The organism is Natranaerovirga pectinivora (assembly GCF_004342165.1).
Taxonomy (GTDB): Bacteria; Bacillota; Clostridia; order Lachnospirales; family DSM-24629; genus Natranaerovirga; species Natranaerovirga pectinivora.
Genome location: NZ_SMAL01000003.1, coordinates 333,073 through 349,998 on the forward strand (window position 1 = coordinate 333,073; position 16,926 = coordinate 349,998).

Genomic DNA, 16,926 nt, shown 5'->3' on the forward strand with positions numbered 1-16,926 from the left:
CAATAATCGCTTGCGATTATTGTTTTCATCACTCTCTTTTGTAGCAAGATGCAAAATATCCTCTTAAATATTTTTATAACTTATGTATTAATTTTTGCTACTTAGAATATTTTACCATTATTGCTTACTTTCATCAACAACAACAGGCCAAATAGCATTAATACAACCAATCAATTACGGAAAGGAGTATAATAATTGTAATTCACAGATTATCATGTTAAAAATTATTTTAACATGCAAAAAAACACCAACCAAGAGTCAGTGTTATTTATCTTTTAAAATGAGCAAATCGTTAAGCCGAGTTCTGTCGTGAATGATCATCTATCTCGACTTACTGTCACCAGTAAGCTCTAGCAACCTACCCGAGAGCATGGCGGGCCGCCATAATGCTCTGCTATTCGGTTTTGCTCCGAGTGGGGTTTACATGTGCCCCCTTTGTCACCAAAGGGGCGGTGAGCTCTTACCTCACCTTTCCATCCTTACCTATCAAAAGATAGGCGGTTTATTTCTGTTGCACTTTCCTTAGAGTCGCCTCCACTGGACGTTATCCAGCACTCTGCCCTATGGAGCTCGGACTTTCCTCATGTACATCCTTTCGGAATTCGCACACGCGATCATTTAATTTACTCATTTTTATTTAGTTTTATATTCGATAGTTATAATACCATCTACTTGCTTATTTGTCAAAAGGAAGTTTTTTTCATTAATGGGTTTTAAAGCAACTTCCGCCAATAAACTCTCTGATTATGGAGTTCTTTGGCACAGCCTCACTACTAACCCCTAAGAAATAGTCAAGGAACTTAATTAATCTTTTGGCTTCTACATGCTCCGGACTGTCCTTAGGAATGCTAAATAACATTGGCTCTGCGTATTGTTTTAATATGGCTAATTCATAAACCAAAGCAGAATTAAACATAATGTCTGCTTCTTCTTGGAATGGGAATATATTTCTTTCTTCGCCCCGTCTTACAGATGGCCACATTGCAATTGTGTCTTTTGCACTCATACCTCTATACTCATAATCTCTAACCATTCTTCTAATGAGTCTACCATCTGTCGTTGATACACGATTGTGTTCATCTATGTTTAACTGAGTTAATGCACTAATATATATCTTGTATTTACTTTCTTCTGGCAATGAATGAGTTAATTGACTATTTAGGCCATGTATTCCTTCAATAACTAAAATATCGCTTTTTTGCAATTGTAATTTTTTCCCCTTATATTCTCTTTTACCTGTTTTAAAGTTATATGTTGGAAGATTGACTTCTTCTCCATCTAATAACTTATTCATATCTTCATTAAATTGTTTCAAATCAATGGCGTGAAGACTTTCAAAGTCATAATTACCATATTCATCTAGTGGTGTATCATCCCTATTTACAAAGTAATCGTCTACAGGAATTGGATGTGGCGTTAACCCCTGCACTTTTAATTGTATAGAAAGCCTATGGGAAAAAGTCGTTTTACCTGATGATGATGGTCCTGCTATAAGTATGATTCTTTTTCCTCTTTGTTTTGCTATATTATCAGCAATTTCTGCGATTTTTTTCTCTTGTAATGCTTCAGCAATTAAAATTAATTCATTCATTTTCCCTGATGCGATGGTATCGTTTAACGCACCAACAGTATCGACATTTAATTGCTGTCCCCAATTGGTTGCTTCTTGCAACACAGAGAAAAGTTTGTTTTGTGGCTCAAATTTTGCAACTTTCCCTGGATTTTCTAAAGAAGGGAATTGTATTACAAATCCTCTATCATACGAATGCAATTCAAATTTATCAAGACATCCTGTACTAGGCACCATATAACCATAAAAATAATCTTCGATATCATCTATTTTATACAGATTAACATTGGATACACGGCGATAATTGAATAATTTTACTTTATCGTACATTTTATTTTTCTCAAAGATATCTATGGCTTCATCTACTTTAACAGTTCTTTTTTCTATAGGTAAATCTAATTTTACTATTTCATCCATTCTTCCCTTGATTTGTTTTAATTTATCTTCGCCTAAGGTCTCATCATAATCAATCTCACAATAGTACCCTTTACTTATAGAATAGTGAATGATCACTTTTCTTACTTTGTCTTTGCCAAGCACATCAAAAATAGCCTTAATTAGTACAAATGATGCACTTCTTTTATAAGTTCTTGATCCGTCTTGGTCTGAAGTACTAACAAAATCAATAATACATTCTTTATCAATTTCTTTTGTTAACTCAGATAATTTATTATCTACTATAGCAAGTACGATAATCCCTTTGTATTTTTCAGCATATTCTTTGCTAAGCTCTTTTAAGGATATACCACTTTTTACTTCTTTAATATCTCCATCAATGATAACTTTTAGTTTACTATCCATTGGAACCCCTCCTGTTTATTATATTGTAATATAAGGATTTTTTTCTTGTGATCTAATTATTTCAAGGTCTTTATTGTCATTTAAAAAGGCATCTCTTAATAAGTCTATTAGGAAATCCACAATAATATGTTCAGTTCCAAAATGTCCTGCATCTATTAATGGCAACCCTTCTTGTAGGGTGTCAATGGCTGTATGATAATCAATGTCTCCAGTTACAATGATATCTGCATTTTTTCTCATTGCATTTTTAATATAAGATGCTCCTTTACCTGGGCAAACTGCTACTTTTTCAATGGATTGATTCAAATCACCATATATTCTAACAGAACCAATGCCTAACTGTTTTTTAATGAGTCTTCCAAACTCTTCTATGGTCATATTTGTAGGCAATGAACCTAATCTGCCAATACCTATTGCCTCACCTCTGTTTTCTAGAGGATATATGTCATAAGCAACTTCTTCATAGGGATGAGCCTCTAACAAAGATTTTATAACCTTAGGCATATCTTTTTCTTTTACAATTGTTTCTATTCTAATTTCTTCCACTTTTTCTAACTGACCTTGTTCACCTATATAAGGGTTAGTGCCTTCTAACGGTTTAAATGTCCCTTCTCCTTGTATATTATAAGTACAATGAGAATAGTTTCCAATATGTCCAGCCCCTACGTTACAAATAGCCTCTCTTACATTATCGCCATGTGTAATAGGTGTAAATACAACCAGCTTATAAAGTTTTTCTGTTTCTTTAGTATCTAGTAACTCTATATTTTGCAATTTTAATTTTTTTGATAATAAATCACTTAAACTGCCCACTGCATCTAAATTGGTATGTGCTGCATACAAAGAAATGTTATGTCTAATGAGCTTAAGAATTTTTCTGCCTAAAAAGTCATCAGTGGTAATTCTTTTTACCCCTTTAAAAACCATTGGATGATGGGTTATCAATAAATCTACTTTGTTTTTCACTGCTTCATCCACAACATTTTCAGTGGCATCCAATGCTACCATTATTTTTTTAACTTCTTGGTCTTTTTCTCCAATGAGTAAGCCAACATTATCCCATTCATAAGCGTATTTGGGTGGTGTTAATTCTTCAATAAAATCAATAATTTTTTTTGTCTTTAAAGGCAAATTAATACCTCCTTCATTACTTTTATTTCTTCTTTTATTGCTTCGATTCTGTCTACTGCACTAGGGGATTGATCTATTAGCCTATGTAAAAGCTGATTGTTTTTCTCTAGACCTTTTTCTACGTACTCTTTAAATATAGGATCCTTTTTTTCTATTAAATGTTTTCCATAATAATAATATGTTGGATTTTCATAAATTTCATTGCCTTTTTCTGATAGGATAATAAAATAATACTTTCCTTCTTCTTCCACCATGATTTCATCAATGATTTGATATCCTATGTGATGCAGTCTTTTTCTTACTTTATAGATTTCCGTTTGAGGTTGTACAATCAATCTTTTTAGATGGGTAATTTTTTTCTCACCCTCTTGAAGAATTTGATTGATTAATTCTCCACCCATGCCAGCAATGATCACTATATCAACTTCATTTTCTTCTAATTTCTCTAGTCCATTAGACAATCTTGTTTCAATAACACCTAATAAGTTATTGCTCTCAATATTTTTTCTTGCTTTTTCTAATGGCCCTTTGTTTATATCCATGGCAATTGCTTTTGTAATCATATTGTTTTTAGCCAATTCAATAGGAATATACCCGTGGTCTGTTCCAATATCTGCTATACTGGAGCCTTTGATTACACTATTAGCAACTGCTGTCATTCTTTTAGATAAATTCATATTTTCCACTTCTTCCTATAAAAATGAAGTTGATTGCTCAACTTCAATAAGTATTACTCTAGGTAATCTTTTAATTTTCTACTTCTACTTGGATGTCTTAGTTTTCTTAATGCCTTCGCTTCTATCTGTCTAATTCTTTCTCTTGTTACATTAAATTCTTTTCCTACTTCTTCAAGTGTTCTAGCTCTTCCATCATCTAGACCAAAACGTAATCTTAATACTTTTTGTTCTCTATCTGTTAGAGTTTCTAATACCTCCACTAATTGTTCTTTTAACAATGTAAAGGCAGCTGCATCCGCAGGAACAGGTACATTTTCATCTTGAATAAAGTCTCCTAAATGACTGTCCTCTTCTTCACCGATTGGTGTTTCTAAAGACACAGGCTCTTGAGATATTTTTAATATCTCCCTTACTTTTTCTACTTGCATATCCAATTCTTCTGCAATTTCTTCTGGAGATGGCTCTCTGCCAAGTTCTTGTAATAATTGTCTTGATACTCTTATAAGCTTGTTAATGGTTTCTACCATATGAACAGGTATTCTTATGGTTCTTGCTTGATCTGCTATAGCTCTTGTAATAGCTTGTCTAATCCACCAAGTAGCATAAGTACTGAACTTGTACCCTTTTCTATAATCAAATTTCTCAACAGCTTTTATAAGTCCTAGATTACCTTCTTGAATAAGGTCTAAGAATAACATCCCTCTACCCACATATCTTTTTGCAATACTAACAACTAGTCTTAAGTTTGCTTCTGCCAATCTTCGTTTTGCTTCTTGATCTCCTGTTTCCATTCTTTGAGCTAAGTCAATTTCTTCTTCTGCTGATAAAAGAGGTACTTTACCAATTTCTTTAAGGTACATTCGAACAGGGTCATCAATACTTAAACCTTCTGGTAAAGATAAGTCTAGTTCTTCTTCCTCTTCTTCTTCTTCTTCTATCATACCTAATACATCTACATTATTAGCTTCTAAGTATTCATAGATTTTTTCTATTTGATCAGGTTCTAATTCAAACTCACTAAAATACTCCATTATTTCTTTGTATTCCAATACATTTTTTTTCTTTTTAGCTATTATTAGGAGCTCTTTAAGTTTTTCATTAAACCTTAAGATATTCTCTTCATTTGCCTTCATAAGTTTTCATCCTTCCATGTCTTTTAAGTTCAATCTATCGTTAAGGATTTTTAATCCGAAAGTAAAATATGCATTTTTTGCAATTGACTTTGCTCTAATATTATTTGTTGTAACTCTTGAACATCTTTAGCGTTTCTACTTGCATAATCTAAACTAAATCGTTTTAATTTATAAGCTGTTTCATTAATTAACTTTTCTTTATCTTTTATATTTAAATCACTAACTTGCATATTAAATAAGTTAGCAACTGTCTTTTGTTCTTCTACCGTTGTAAATTGGTTGATTATTTTAGCGGCTTGAATTTCTTTTTCTTCTTCATATAATTCATAAATATTTTTAGCTATTTTATGATATATTTCATCTTTAAAATCCATTGGCGAAATGTATTTTGAGATCTTATCATATAATTTTTTTTCTTTTATCAAATACACTAATAGTAATTTTTGAGCTTGTACGATTCCTTCTTCCTTTTTTTCTTTTTTATTATTAAAAAACACTGAAGAAGGTCTCTTCTCAACCAAACCAACTTTTGAACCAAGTTGATTCACAAGATTAACTAAGTTTTCTTTGTTCATTTTATAATTTGTTGCAATGGCTTCAATATAATTTTCTTTTTCAATAGGATTTTCAATTTCTAATATTTTCTCAGCTATTTTATTAATGAATTTTGTTTTTGCATCTGGATCTTTTAGATTATAACTTTTTTCGGTAATTTCTAATTCATATAAAAATCCGTTTTTTGCTGTATCTATGCGGTCTTCAAAGGCTTCTGGTCCAAGTTTTTTTATAAATTCATCTGGATCTTTGTAAGGATTTAAATTTAGAACCTTGACAGTTAGTCCAGCATCTTTTAAAATTGGAATTGCTCGAAGGGTTGCATTGGTACCTGCGTCGTCATTGTCATAAGCGATATACACATCATCTGTATAACGTTTTAATAAGCGTGCTTGACCACTGGTAAATGCTGTACCTAATGACGCTACTGTTTGATTATACCCAGCTTGGTGTAAAGATATAACATCCATATAGCCTTCTACTATTAAAAGGTGGTCTTTTCGTGCCATTCTTGCAAGATTTAGACCATAAAGGTTCTTACTTTTATCAAAAAGCTTTGTTTCTGGAGAATTTAAATATTTAGGATTTCCATCACCTAATACTCTTCCACCAAAAGCAATAACTCTATTATGAACATCAAAGATAGGAAACATAACACGATTCCAAAAACGATCTGTATAAGCATTGTTTTTATCTTTTACCACTAATCCAACATCTACTAATGCTGAATCAGAGTAACCCATTTTTTTTAGGTATTTGTATAAGTCATCTCCATAGAAATTAGAATACCCTAAACCAAACTTTTTAATAATATCATTTGTAATTTCTCTATTATTAAAATATTCTAAGGCCTTTTTTCCTCTTTCACCTTTTAATTGATAATAAAAATATCTTGCTGCTGCTTTATTAATATCAAGGAATTGCTGCTTTTCATCTAATTGCTTTTTAGCTTCCTCTGTAATTTCTGGTGATGGAAGTCTTATATTGGCTCTATCAGCTAATTGTTTAACTGCTTCTAAAAACGAGAAATTCTCGTATTCCATAACAAAAGTGTATACATTGCCTCCTACACCACAACCAAAACAATGGTACATTTGCCTTTCAGGAGATACTGAAAAAGAAGGTGTTCTTTCGTTATGAAAAGGACATAATCCAAAAAAAGAATTACCCTTTTTTTTAAGATTCACATAACTAGAAACAATATCAACAATATCATTATTCATACGAATCTCTTCTATTAATTCTTCTGGATAATACATTAGAAAGCTCCTTCTAAGAAAATATCTACTTACACTTCAAAGATTGTATTTATAAATTTCCCTTTTACAGTTTCGACAGAAATACATATTTTCCTTTAATTTTATAAAAGTTTGTAAGATTTGACTAATTTTGTAGTTAAAATCACATTCTTGCTTGTTTGTTTTATATGGTTAATAGATATCCCAAGATGTTGGAACAAATATTTCTGCAAATTTTTTGATGGCAAATCTATCTGTCATTCCTGCAATATAATCACATACTATTCGCTCTACAGGCTCTTCATTTCTCTCAATTAGCTGTTGGTATTCGATAGGAAGTTCTTGATAGTTTTTTACAAAATGATTGTATAATTCTATGATTATATTTTGCGCTTTTCTTTCGTGTTTTTTTGCAGTGGATCCTACATAAACGTTCATAAACATATATTTTCTAATGTTTTTAGTCGCTTCTTCAAAATCTGGACTCATAGTAATATCATTGTTATTTATACTATTATTAACAATATTATGTATAATATTATCAATTCTTTCTCCTGAAGTTTTTCCTAATACTTTGGTATATTCATCAGGTAATTCTTCACTTTTTAAAATTTTCCCTCTTATGGCATCGTCAATATCATGATTTATATAAGCGATCTTATCTGATAATCTAACAATCTTACCTTCTAAGGTTATTGGTTGACCAGCCGTTGGATGATTCAGTATGCCATCTTTTACTTCCCAAGAAAGATTAAGACCTTTGCCTTTATTTTCTAGTTTTTCTACAACACGTAAACTTTGCTCATAATGTTTAAATCCTAATGGACAAACTTTCTCTAGGGCATGTTCACCTGCATGACCAAAGGGCGTATGGCCTAAATCATGGGCTAATGCTATGGCCTCTGTTAAATCTTCATTAAGTCTTAACGCTCTAGCTATAGTCCTTGCTATTTGAGCGACTTCTAAGGTATGGGTAAGTCTTGTTCTATAGTGATCTCCTTCTGGTGAGATAAAAACTTGGGTTTTATGTTTTAATCGACGAAATGCTTTAGAATGTATAACCCTGTCTCTGTCTCTCTGAAAGTTCGTTCTAATATCGCAAGGTTCTTCCTGTATAGTTCTTCCCTTTGAATTTTTATTTAAACAGGCATAGGGACTAAGAATTTGCTCTTCTATATCTTCTCTTTGTTGTCTAAGATTCATACTTTATCTATCCTCCTTTTTCCAATAATACACATATACTTATTATACGACACAAATTATAAAATTCCTTTTTAAAAACAGGAAATAATAACCATTTAATTTATTTTAAAAACCATTTATGAAACACAACTCTATGTGAATATAATTAAAAGCAAATATCTATACCTTTCCTAAGAGGAAAAATCCTCAAAATACCAATAGCTCCTATTAAGTATACAACTTATAAAGACGGATTATTACAAGGATATAAAATGAATTGGAATTTGCTACTGGATTTAGTGGTTTATACTGCTCTATTATAATTTTTATGTAATAGAATCTTTGCATTAATGGCAAACTATGCTATAATACCTTTGATAAAAATATGAATTACTTATGAGAAAGGATATACGATTATGAGTTTGTATACAGAATGGCAAGATTATGCTGGTGCTGAACGTTCGGAAGAAGAATATAATGAGTTTTGGGAAGCATATTTTTCTCAGGAGCAAGCAGTTTATGACAATTTATTACAAAACAATATTTCTACATTAGAGGGAACATTGGCAGAATTAGCAAAAAAATATGATATGGATCATATTACTTTTATTGGTTTCTTAGATGGTATTAACACAAGTCTTACAGAGGCTGTAGATTTAGATTCATTAACAGAAGATAGTGCTTTAAACCTTACTATTGATTTTGAAAAGCTGTACTTTAATATGCTTGATGCTAAAGCAAGCTGGTTATTTAATCTAGAGTCTTGGGACACTATACTTACTGAAGAAAAAAGAAAAGAAATCAAAAAAGAATACAACAAAACACAAACTGTAGTAAAAGATACTAAAATCAATAGAAATGACCCTTGTCCTTGTGGCAGTGGGAAAAAATTCAAAAAATGTTGTATTGATAATTAATAATTTAAGGCGGATATTATCCGCCTTTTAATCTTCTCTCATTCCTTTATTACTAAATGCACATTTTAACAAATATATATAATCATACTCTTCTATAACTTCTGGATTTTCTACATAATAGTGTGGATCATACACAGACATTCTTCCATCTTCACTCATCATTAATACCATTAATACAATTTCTTGATCCTTGCTTATTGTTACAGAATCATTTAATGTGCTAGTTGCTTTACCAGAAGTTTCGTGACCATCAATTACATCTAAATTATCAGCAATCATTCTTGCAACTGAATCACCAGTTTTATGTGAGATTTGCCAACTTTTATTGTTTCTTACTTCAGCAATATACCCCTTTTTTCCATTTATTATTGATGACATATCCAATTGCTTACCTATATATTCACCTTTTTTATAAAGTTCCCACCAAGTATCTAATCTTGCATACTCTTCTTTAAGTTGGTACTCAAATATATAAATTTGCTCACCTATTAATTTTACTATTTCTTTTTGATCTTCTGTTAGATTTGCTCCTCTTATATACGAAGAAGTCCCTTCAATTCTATTACATCCTGTTAATAACACTATAACTAATAATAAAATAATTTTATTTCTCATATTTAACCCCTTTTATTTTCTTGAATCTGTCAACTTTCTTAATAACCGTACGGACTAACCAATAATATTAGCAAAACAAAGTGCTATACTCTTTTTAACAACGCTACTTTTCAATACTATAAATCAAATGGGGCATTTCTTTTCCTTTGTATACCTTTATATATTCCCCTTCAATATTCATACCTAACTTTTCAACAACTTTTCTTGAACTTAAATTATTAGGTCTTATTTGGGCTATAACTTTTTGTGCATTAAGAGTGCTAAAGGCATAGTTAATACTCTCTTTTACACCCTCACTGGCATAACCTTTATTCCAATAATCTTTATGCAATATATAAGCAACACCAATATGCTTTTTACCTTTTATATTTTCAATTAAAGGTCCCATTACACCAATCAATTGACCTGTGTTCTTCTCAATGGCAGCGTAATAACTAAAACCATCTTTTTCATATCGTCTAATATTTTCATTGATCCACTTTACAATTTCTTCATCAGAAAAACCTTCTTCCCAAGCATACATAACTTCTCCATCTTGAAGTATTTTCCTAATTTCTCTAAAGTCATCGTATGTTATTTCTCTTAACCCAAGTCTTTCACTTTCAATAATAAATTTCAAATTTATCACCTACTTATACAATATTATAAATATCATTTTGTAAATTAAGTTGCCATGAGATGCCGAATTTATCAATTACCCAAGTAAACATTTTGCTAGAATTATAATTCCCTAGTGGCATAATGATTTCTCCACCAATAATTAATTGATCATATAGCCGATCAATTTCTTCTTCAGACTCACACTCTAAATATAATGAGAAAGATGGTTTAAAGATCTCTTGTTGTCCATTACTGTCAACGCACATAAATTCTTGACCCTTTAAAGAAAACACGCCTTGCTTCACACTATTTTCTCTACCTAATTCATTTGGGCCATATCGAGCAATATTAATGATTTTTGACTCTGCTACTAATGACGTGTAATAATTCATAGCTTCTTCTGCATTTCCTTGAAACATTAAAAAAGGCATAACTTTTGATTTTGACATAATGGCCACTCCTCAAAATAATTTTATAATACTAATAAGTTAACGCCATTTCAGTTACATTAAAAGGGTATAAATTCATTAATTTCATCTAAATAATCTCTTAAATTTTTAATAGCTTCTGCATCTAATGTTATAAAAGCTTTTCTTCCTATTCTAAGGGCATCATCCCCTTCTAATGTAATTGTTCTTTTTCCAAAAAAAGAACTTAACTCTAACCTATAGGACCAACCTCCACTAGCTTTAAGATCTATCTTTCTTCTATAACGTACACTATACAAATAATTTAACACCTGTTCCTTGGCATCATCATCTAAGGTGAATTCATATCCTGAAGAACCATCCTTTACAATAATGTTTTTTATATTTGCTTGATTTGAATATATAATCCAAGTTAAGCTTTTAGGAATAAAGTTATAGGTTATGATCAATATAAAAAATGCTATTACGCCAAGTAATATTTTCTTTTTCCTTGTCATTAATTTTCTCACCTCTACAATGCTCTCTAATAGGTATCTTTTCTACTGCATATTCAAAAGCACCAGCTCTACAGCTTTAAAAAAGTGCTAGTTTATATGGCTCAATTCATTATCTACTAGCCACAATCTGAGCTATCCCTGCCATAATATTTAATATAACAGCTACTATTGCAATTCCAAGGAATACTCTTTTTTCTTTTCCTTCTTTATATTGATATCTTATAGAATATACTAATGTAACCATTGTAACTGCTAAAGAAAATGGCCCTAATCCAGGTATCATAATTTTACCAAATATAGTTAAAGCACCTGTGGTAATAGCAATAATCCCTGCAATTATTCCAGTAATTCTACTTACTTTTTGATTCATTTCAATATCCTCCCCTAAAATAATAATTTATTTGTATTCCCCACAAACTTTACCACTTATATTACCCTAATCCTTTTGCACACCACATTTACCACACACCAAACTGTATCGCTATTAGGTACAGCTAAATTTGCTTTTGTATTGGATGAATTTAATAGTATACTATTTTTAGAGTCTAATTGTCCTTCTATTTTATAAACTCGACTATTATTAACTTCTAATAAATCTAGTATTTCTCCAATACAATATAATATGGTAGCTAATGTAATTGTACTTAAAAGCTGTAACCCAACTGCTAAAAAAGATATATAGTTTAGCAAAGTATATAAACAACTTAATACGCCAACTATTGCTACTACCAACGCTAAAGCCTTACAAAAATCCTTCATCTTCTAATCCCCCTATTATTAAACAATTCTAAAGTTTACTATAAATTTTCTTTGGTAATATTTTAAGTAACCAGGCAACCAATCGCCATCTTTTTGTTACATAAAGATGTTCTTTCTCTTTTTTTATAGCTTTATATATCTGCAATGCAGCTTTCCTTGGAGGCGCTACCCAAAAAAGGCCTTCTCCTTGAGCCATATCCGTATCTACAAATCCTGGCTTTATATCTGTAACAATGATTGGCAATTTATCTTTTTTTGCTTTTATACTTAGACCTTCCATATAATTAGATACATAAGCTTTTGAGGCATTATAAGCAGGTTCACCGTAACTACCTCTAAATGCTGCAATAGATGAAATACCCACAATATGACCTTTTCCTTTAACATTAAAATAATTATAGGCAGCATTAATCATAGCTGTAAAACCTAATACATTAACTTCAATTGTTTTCTTCTCAAATTCAAAATCAAGTTTTGGATTAATGTAACCACAACCTGCACTAATAATAATTAAATCTACACCTTCCATTTCTTGAATTAACTCTTGTAATTTACAAATGGATTCCTCTGTGGAAGAAACATCAAGACATTTTATATATGATGTGTTTTTTAATTCTTTCTGAAGATTAATTAATAATTCTTTTCTTCTTCCAACAAGACCTACCCGATAATTGTTTTGATCCAATATTATTGAAAGTTCTTTTCCTATACCTGACGAAGCGCCAATTACAATTGCTTTTTTCATAGATCAGAAATCCCCCTACACAATTGAATTTACTTAAGTCCTATCCTATACCTTCACATTATAATTGATTGTATAGTGCTTATTACTATAACTGGAAGTTTATTTTTGATATTATTTTATTATATACCTTCTGCATATGAGGTTCATTAGAGCATTTAACTACCTCATCTATTGGAATCCATTTCACATCGCTATTTTCATCCTTTTTTACTGTAAGAGGCTCATCTTCATCTACTTCTAAAAGATATACTACTGACAAATGTAAATGAGCAGAATTATACTGTCCTTTTTTCATATGTCCTAAAACAGGTAAAATATCCAAAGCTATTATATCTATAGTAATAGGTGCTACATTCATTACCCCTGTTTCTTCCTGTACTTCCTTAATGGCGACATTCAATAAATCTTCTTCCCCATCTGCATGTCCACCTGGCAATGACCAAGCATTGAATATATTATGATGAACCATTAATACTTTGTCTTTTTCTTTATTTAACACAAAACCAGAACTGGTTATATGTACCAATTGATTATCTCTCGTCAGAATATCATTAAATTGATGAATATACTGAAGTATGAGTTCTTTGTCTTTTTTCTCTTGTTCATTATATGGTCTAAACCCTTCAATCCCTTTAATCCAGCTCATAAACTGTCACCTTTTATGCTATCTTTCTTTATTTTTTATTAGTCTTAATCTTTTCTTTCATTAATTTTTTTACTGCCTTTATTTCATCCTCATTTAACTTTCCAATCACCCATACTTGGGAAACCTTCTCTTGAGCATTTTTAATACTAAAACTAAGACGGCCTTTTATAGAAATATTATAATCTGTTACTTCTTTAAATGTGCCTATTGGTCTTGATCCACCGAAAGTAGTCATATAATAAAACCCTTCTTCATTAGCAACTATTTTTCTAGGGTATGTTAGACATTGTAATAATACAATTGCCACCAATGTTATATAGTAAGACCCAAACTGCTCAGTACCTTGAATAATTCTAATACCAAAAACAATTAGTGTAATAATAGCTAAAACACCTAAAACCACCATAAGCTTATACATTAAAGTGGTTTTTGTTTCAAAAACAACATTTTGTACAGACACTTTTTTTGATAAAAGTGTTGATATAATTATTGCTAGTAGTATTATATTAAAGATTGTAAAAAATATATCCATTTGCAAATTTTCCTTTCTTTTAACCAGTTTATTTATACTTTAATACTTATCTTTTGTCCCACTCACCAACTTATTTTATTTCCTCTTGTTTCATCTGTATCCTATTAAAAATAATATAAAGCAATTCACAAACTACCTTCCATATCAATGACATAACAATGAAAAATATTATCCCTACAAACAATGCTAAAGTGATATAATCCTCTTTCATCATTGTATTACCAAGAATTCTAATTACAACTACCCCCAATACAATAGAGATAAACAGATTAAGAATACACCCCAACAAAAAATAGTTTTTTATTATCCTTTTTAAATCCATCTTGCCAAATTCTAATAAATCATTTAACATACAAAATCCCTCCATTTTTAATACCTATAACCATCTTAATCTTATCCATAATAAAAGTCAAAATTTTCTACCTAAAACTCATCATTAACAAACTAATAAACACGAAAAAACTATATCCCACACATAAAGACCCCATTAGTACCCCAGAAAACACTTCTCTTTTCATTGCGTCCTCTGTAGGTATTAACATTTCTCTTAAATACCATCTTCTTGAAGACTTAGCTAATATTAACATATCAGGATATAACATAGCCACGATTCCTAAACCTGAAATGACCGTTGCAATAATCATCGTAATAAATATTATCTCAAAAGGTATCTCGTTACTTGGTTTAATTGTTGATAATATTAGTGATGCAAGGTATAAAATAATTTGGCTAATTACGACGAACTTAATAAATATGTGCTTTCGTTGCTCTTCTCTCTTTGTTTTTTCCTTCACTTCATTCATATACCTTTTATAGGTTTCTTCTAAATTACTGTTACAGTTATAACATCTATAATCCGTCTTTTTATTTACTTCTCCACAGTCATAACATATCTTAATTGAACCATCTAATCGAGCACTTGTATTTTTAACTTCAAATTTCTCATCACTCTGATATTTATACTCCGTATTGGTTTTTGCAATAAACTCTCCGCAATATTTGCAGTTTCTTGAATTCATACTTAGTTTTTCATTACATTTCGGGCATTCCAAAGTTTTTTCCCCCTTAAGAAGTACTCTTAAAAAATTCATCAATACCTTTTATCATCTGTTTTTTATAAATAATATTAAAATGATTTGATTTACAGATTTTTTCTATCTTTGCATTAGGAAGTAATCCTGCTAATTTTTTAATATGATCTTCCTTAATAATGTCCTTCTCTGCGTATAATATTTTGATATTACAATTGATAGTGCTTAATTCTTCCTCTGTTATGCCTATGTCCCTAAGCATTAAATTCAATTTCATTATGCTTTTATCCGTTCTAATGCCTACTCTTTTAAAGACTTTCATTATTTGTAACATAATTATAAATAATTTTAAAGTTTTATTGCCTATTCCACCAACAAGGTAATTTGGAGATATTGCTACAATTTTATTAAATATGTTTGGTGCATTCTTAGCTAGAAATAAAGCTATATTACCACCGTCACTATATCCAACAACATAAGCTTGATCAATTTTTTTCGCTTTACAAAAATGAATGATATCATCACTTAATTGTTTGATTGTATATGTATTATCATAAGACTTACTTTTACCATGGCCTCTACTATCTATTGCATAGGTTGTAAAGGATGTAAAATATTTTTTTTGAAACTGTTTGAATATCCTTTTGTCTTGGGAATTTCCATGGAGTAAAATTAGAGCTGGTCCTGTACCTTCTTGTTTATATGCTATATTGATATCTTCTAATTGAAGGAATTTCGTTTTGGTTTTTGACATTATTTTTTCCTCTTTTTTATTAGTAAGTAGCTACCAATTAATGACACACTTGTTACTCCATACAATAATTTATTATCTTCCTTATCTTCCTCTTCTTTATCAAGATCAAAAGCGATCTCATTTTCAAGAATATAATCTTCTAATTCCTCTTGAAGTTCCTCTGGAAATATATTATATCTTTTATATAAGTCTTCCCTATTGTCTTTATCACCTACTGTTATATACTTTACGCCTTGAGGGGTAATAGGTTGATAATCTTCTCCATAACTTATTAGAAAAAGAAGCACATACTCTTGAGTTGTGTCTAACCTATAACTTGTTGATAATGTAATGCCTTTATTTTCAGCACCTGTTGTAACAATATTAATTGAACTTTCCTCTACATTCCCTTTAATTACTTGTTCTACTTCTATTTCCCATTTAGTGATCCATATTTCTATTGTTGATTCATACTTTACTTGTTCTTCTGAAATATTCCCATTTAGTCGCCCTATAAGAATAACCTCTGATTTTTCAATAAGTTCTTCACTTGAAAAATATGGCCAACACCCAAGGACTAATAGGGTATTTAATGTAGCCAATATAAGAATCATTGCAATCATTTTTAAAGCCTTATTTTTCATTTCATTCCTCACCCTCCAAGACTTAGACTATAACAACTTAAACTCTCCTGTTACCTTATCATTCCATATAGCAAAGGCTTCATTCAAACTGTCGTTATTATACAGTTTCAAATAATCTTCCATTCCACTTGCTAAGTTCATACTTAATAATTTATCTCTATCCGTCCAAAACACTTTACCTTCATTCGTTTCATCTATAAGTTCTCCAGAATATGTATCTGTCTTAAAAAGAAAGATCAACCATCGCTCATGAGTAATATTGTTATACCAATCTATTAAACCACTAAACTTTAAATCTTTTATATCAAGATTTGTTTCTTCTTTTACCTCTCGAATAGTTGATTCAATAATACTCTCACCATTCTCAACTTTTCCTCCTGGGAAAGTAATACCTCCCCAGTCACAATTCACTTTATCTTGAACAATAACTCTATTCTTTTCTTTATCAATAATCATACACATGTTCATTAATTTGGTATTTTTCATTTAGAA

At 30.6% G+C, this 16,926-nt stretch carries 21 protein-coding genes and 1 other RNA gene; 1 reads left to right on the forward strand and 21 read right to left on the reverse strand.

Features of this window, described 5'->3' with window-relative positions:
* Positions 1 to 277: 277 nt before the first annotated feature.
* The 7 genes from rnpB to EDC18_RS06250 all read right to left on the reverse strand — a co-directional run bounded on the left by rnpB (position 278) and on the right by EDC18_RS06250 (position 8,308).
* An RNA gene (gene rnpB, locus EDC18_RS06220) (RNase P RNA component class A) lies at positions 278 to 630 on the reverse strand.
* A gap of 73 nt (positions 631 to 703) precedes the next feature.
* On the reverse strand, positions 704 to 2,371 hold the full coding sequence (locus EDC18_RS06225; RefSeq protein WP_132251388.1) for a nucleoside kinase: 1,668 nt from the start codon (positions 2,369 to 2,371) through the stop codon (positions 704 to 706).
* An 18-nt stretch (positions 2,372 to 2,389) separates the two neighbouring features.
* Positions 2,390 to 3,502 (reverse strand): Nif3-like dinuclear metal center hexameric protein, encoded by a 1,113-nt coding sequence (locus EDC18_RS06230; RefSeq protein ID WP_132251390.1) that lies wholly within the window; start codon positions 3,500 to 3,502, stop codon positions 2,390 to 2,392.
* Complete coding sequence (locus EDC18_RS06235; protein WP_132251391.1) at positions 3,493 to 4,179, reverse strand: tRNA (adenine(22)-N(1))-methyltransferase; 687 nt, start codon at positions 4,177 to 4,179, stop codon at positions 3,493 to 3,495. The genes EDC18_RS06230 and EDC18_RS06235 overlap by 10 nt, the downstream gene beginning before the upstream one ends.
* A gap of 53 nt (positions 4,180 to 4,232) precedes the next feature.
* The gene (rpoD, locus tag EDC18_RS06240) at positions 4,233 to 5,312 is read right to left on the reverse strand and encodes an RNA polymerase sigma factor RpoD (protein ID WP_132251393.1); all 1,080 of its coding nucleotides are present in this window, start codon (positions 5,310 to 5,312) and stop codon (positions 4,233 to 4,235) included.
* Positions 5,313 to 5,362: 50 nt separating this feature from the next.
* On the reverse strand, positions 5,363 to 7,126 hold the full coding sequence (gene dnaG / locus EDC18_RS06245; RefSeq protein WP_132251395.1) for a DNA primase: 1,764 nt from the start codon (positions 7,124 to 7,126) through the stop codon (positions 5,363 to 5,365).
* Between the two features lie 171 nt (positions 7,127 to 7,297).
* Positions 7,298 to 8,308 carry a deoxyguanosinetriphosphate triphosphohydrolase gene (locus EDC18_RS06250; protein WP_132251397.1) on the reverse strand — a complete coding sequence of 337 codons (1,011 nt, stop codon included), beginning with the start codon at positions 8,306 to 8,308 and terminating at the stop codon, positions 7,298 to 7,300.
* A 395-nt stretch (positions 8,309 to 8,703) separates the two neighbouring features.
* Between EDC18_RS06250 and EDC18_RS06255 the strand changes: the two genes are divergently transcribed.
* Positions 8,704 to 9,204 carry an SEC-C metal-binding domain-containing protein gene (locus EDC18_RS06255; protein WP_132251398.1) on the forward strand — a complete coding sequence of 167 codons (501 nt, stop codon included), beginning with the start codon at positions 8,704 to 8,706 and terminating at the stop codon, positions 9,202 to 9,204.
* 27 nt (positions 9,205 to 9,231) lie between these two features.
* Here EDC18_RS06255 and EDC18_RS06260 read toward each other — a convergent pair whose 3' ends face one another.
* The 14 genes from EDC18_RS06260 to EDC18_RS06325 form a co-directional block, all read right to left on the reverse strand.
* Entirely contained in the window at positions 9,232 to 9,819 is a 588-nt protein-coding gene (locus EDC18_RS06260; RefSeq protein WP_132251400.1) for a YgaN family protein, read from the reverse strand.
* Between the two features lie 103 nt (positions 9,820 to 9,922).
* The gene (locus EDC18_RS06265; protein WP_132251402.1) at positions 9,923 to 10,438 is read right to left on the reverse strand and encodes a GNAT family N-acetyltransferase; all 516 of its coding nucleotides are present in this window, start codon (positions 10,436 to 10,438) and stop codon (positions 9,923 to 9,925) included.
* Positions 10,439 to 10,451: 13 nt separating this feature from the next.
* The gene (locus EDC18_RS06270; RefSeq protein WP_132251404.1) at positions 10,452 to 10,868 is read right to left on the reverse strand and encodes a VOC family protein; all 417 of its coding nucleotides are present in this window, start codon (positions 10,866 to 10,868) and stop codon (positions 10,452 to 10,454) included.
* A 59-nt stretch (positions 10,869 to 10,927) separates the two neighbouring features.
* A complete protein-coding gene (locus EDC18_RS06275) occupies positions 10,928 to 11,344 on the reverse strand; it encodes a hypothetical protein (RefSeq protein ID WP_132251406.1) in 417 nt (138 codons plus the stop codon).
* 109 nt (positions 11,345 to 11,453) lie between these two features.
* Positions 11,454 to 11,714, reverse strand: coding sequence for a hypothetical protein (locus EDC18_RS06280; protein WP_132251408.1), 261 nt, complete (start codon positions 11,712 to 11,714; stop codon positions 11,454 to 11,456).
* Positions 11,715 to 11,770: 56 nt separating this feature from the next.
* Positions 11,771 to 12,103: a hypothetical protein gene (locus tag EDC18_RS06285; RefSeq protein ID WP_132251410.1), complete on the reverse strand. Its 333-nt coding sequence runs from the start codon at positions 12,101 to 12,103 to the stop codon at positions 11,771 to 11,773.
* A gap of 28 nt (positions 12,104 to 12,131) precedes the next feature.
* The gene (locus tag EDC18_RS06290) at positions 12,132 to 12,848 is read right to left on the reverse strand and encodes an SDR family NAD(P)-dependent oxidoreductase (protein ID WP_132251412.1); all 717 of its coding nucleotides are present in this window, start codon (positions 12,846 to 12,848) and stop codon (positions 12,132 to 12,134) included.
* A gap of 85 nt (positions 12,849 to 12,933) precedes the next feature.
* Positions 12,934 to 13,494 carry an NUDIX hydrolase gene (locus EDC18_RS06295; RefSeq protein WP_132251414.1) on the reverse strand — a complete coding sequence of 187 codons (561 nt, stop codon included), beginning with the start codon at positions 13,492 to 13,494 and terminating at the stop codon, positions 12,934 to 12,936.
* Positions 13,495 to 13,522: 28 nt separating this feature from the next.
* The gene (locus EDC18_RS06300) at positions 13,523 to 14,026 is read right to left on the reverse strand and encodes a hypothetical protein (RefSeq protein ID WP_132251416.1); all 504 of its coding nucleotides are present in this window, start codon (positions 14,024 to 14,026) and stop codon (positions 13,523 to 13,525) included.
* A 70-nt stretch (positions 14,027 to 14,096) separates the two neighbouring features.
* The gene (locus EDC18_RS06305; protein ID WP_132251418.1) at positions 14,097 to 14,378 is read right to left on the reverse strand and encodes a hypothetical protein; all 282 of its coding nucleotides are present in this window, start codon (positions 14,376 to 14,378) and stop codon (positions 14,097 to 14,099) included.
* A gap of 67 nt (positions 14,379 to 14,445) precedes the next feature.
* Positions 14,446 to 15,078, reverse strand: a complete 633-nt coding sequence (locus EDC18_RS06310) for a zinc ribbon domain-containing protein (RefSeq protein WP_132251420.1) — start codon at positions 15,076 to 15,078, stop codon at positions 14,446 to 14,448.
* A 13-nt stretch (positions 15,079 to 15,091) separates the two neighbouring features.
* Entirely contained in the window at positions 15,092 to 15,811 is a 720-nt protein-coding gene (locus tag EDC18_RS06315) for an alpha/beta fold hydrolase (protein ID WP_132251422.1), read from the reverse strand.
* Complete coding sequence (locus tag EDC18_RS06320; RefSeq protein WP_132251424.1) at positions 15,811 to 16,434, reverse strand: hypothetical protein; 624 nt, start codon at positions 16,432 to 16,434, stop codon at positions 15,811 to 15,813. The genes EDC18_RS06315 and EDC18_RS06320 overlap by 1 nt, the downstream gene beginning before the upstream one ends.
* 27 nt (positions 16,435 to 16,461) lie before the next feature.
* Positions 16,462 to 16,920 carry an 8-oxo-dGTP diphosphatase gene (locus tag EDC18_RS06325; protein ID WP_132251426.1) on the reverse strand — a complete coding sequence of 153 codons (459 nt, stop codon included), beginning with the start codon at positions 16,918 to 16,920 and terminating at the stop codon, positions 16,462 to 16,464.
* Between the last annotated feature and the right edge of the window lie 6 nt (positions 16,921 to 16,926).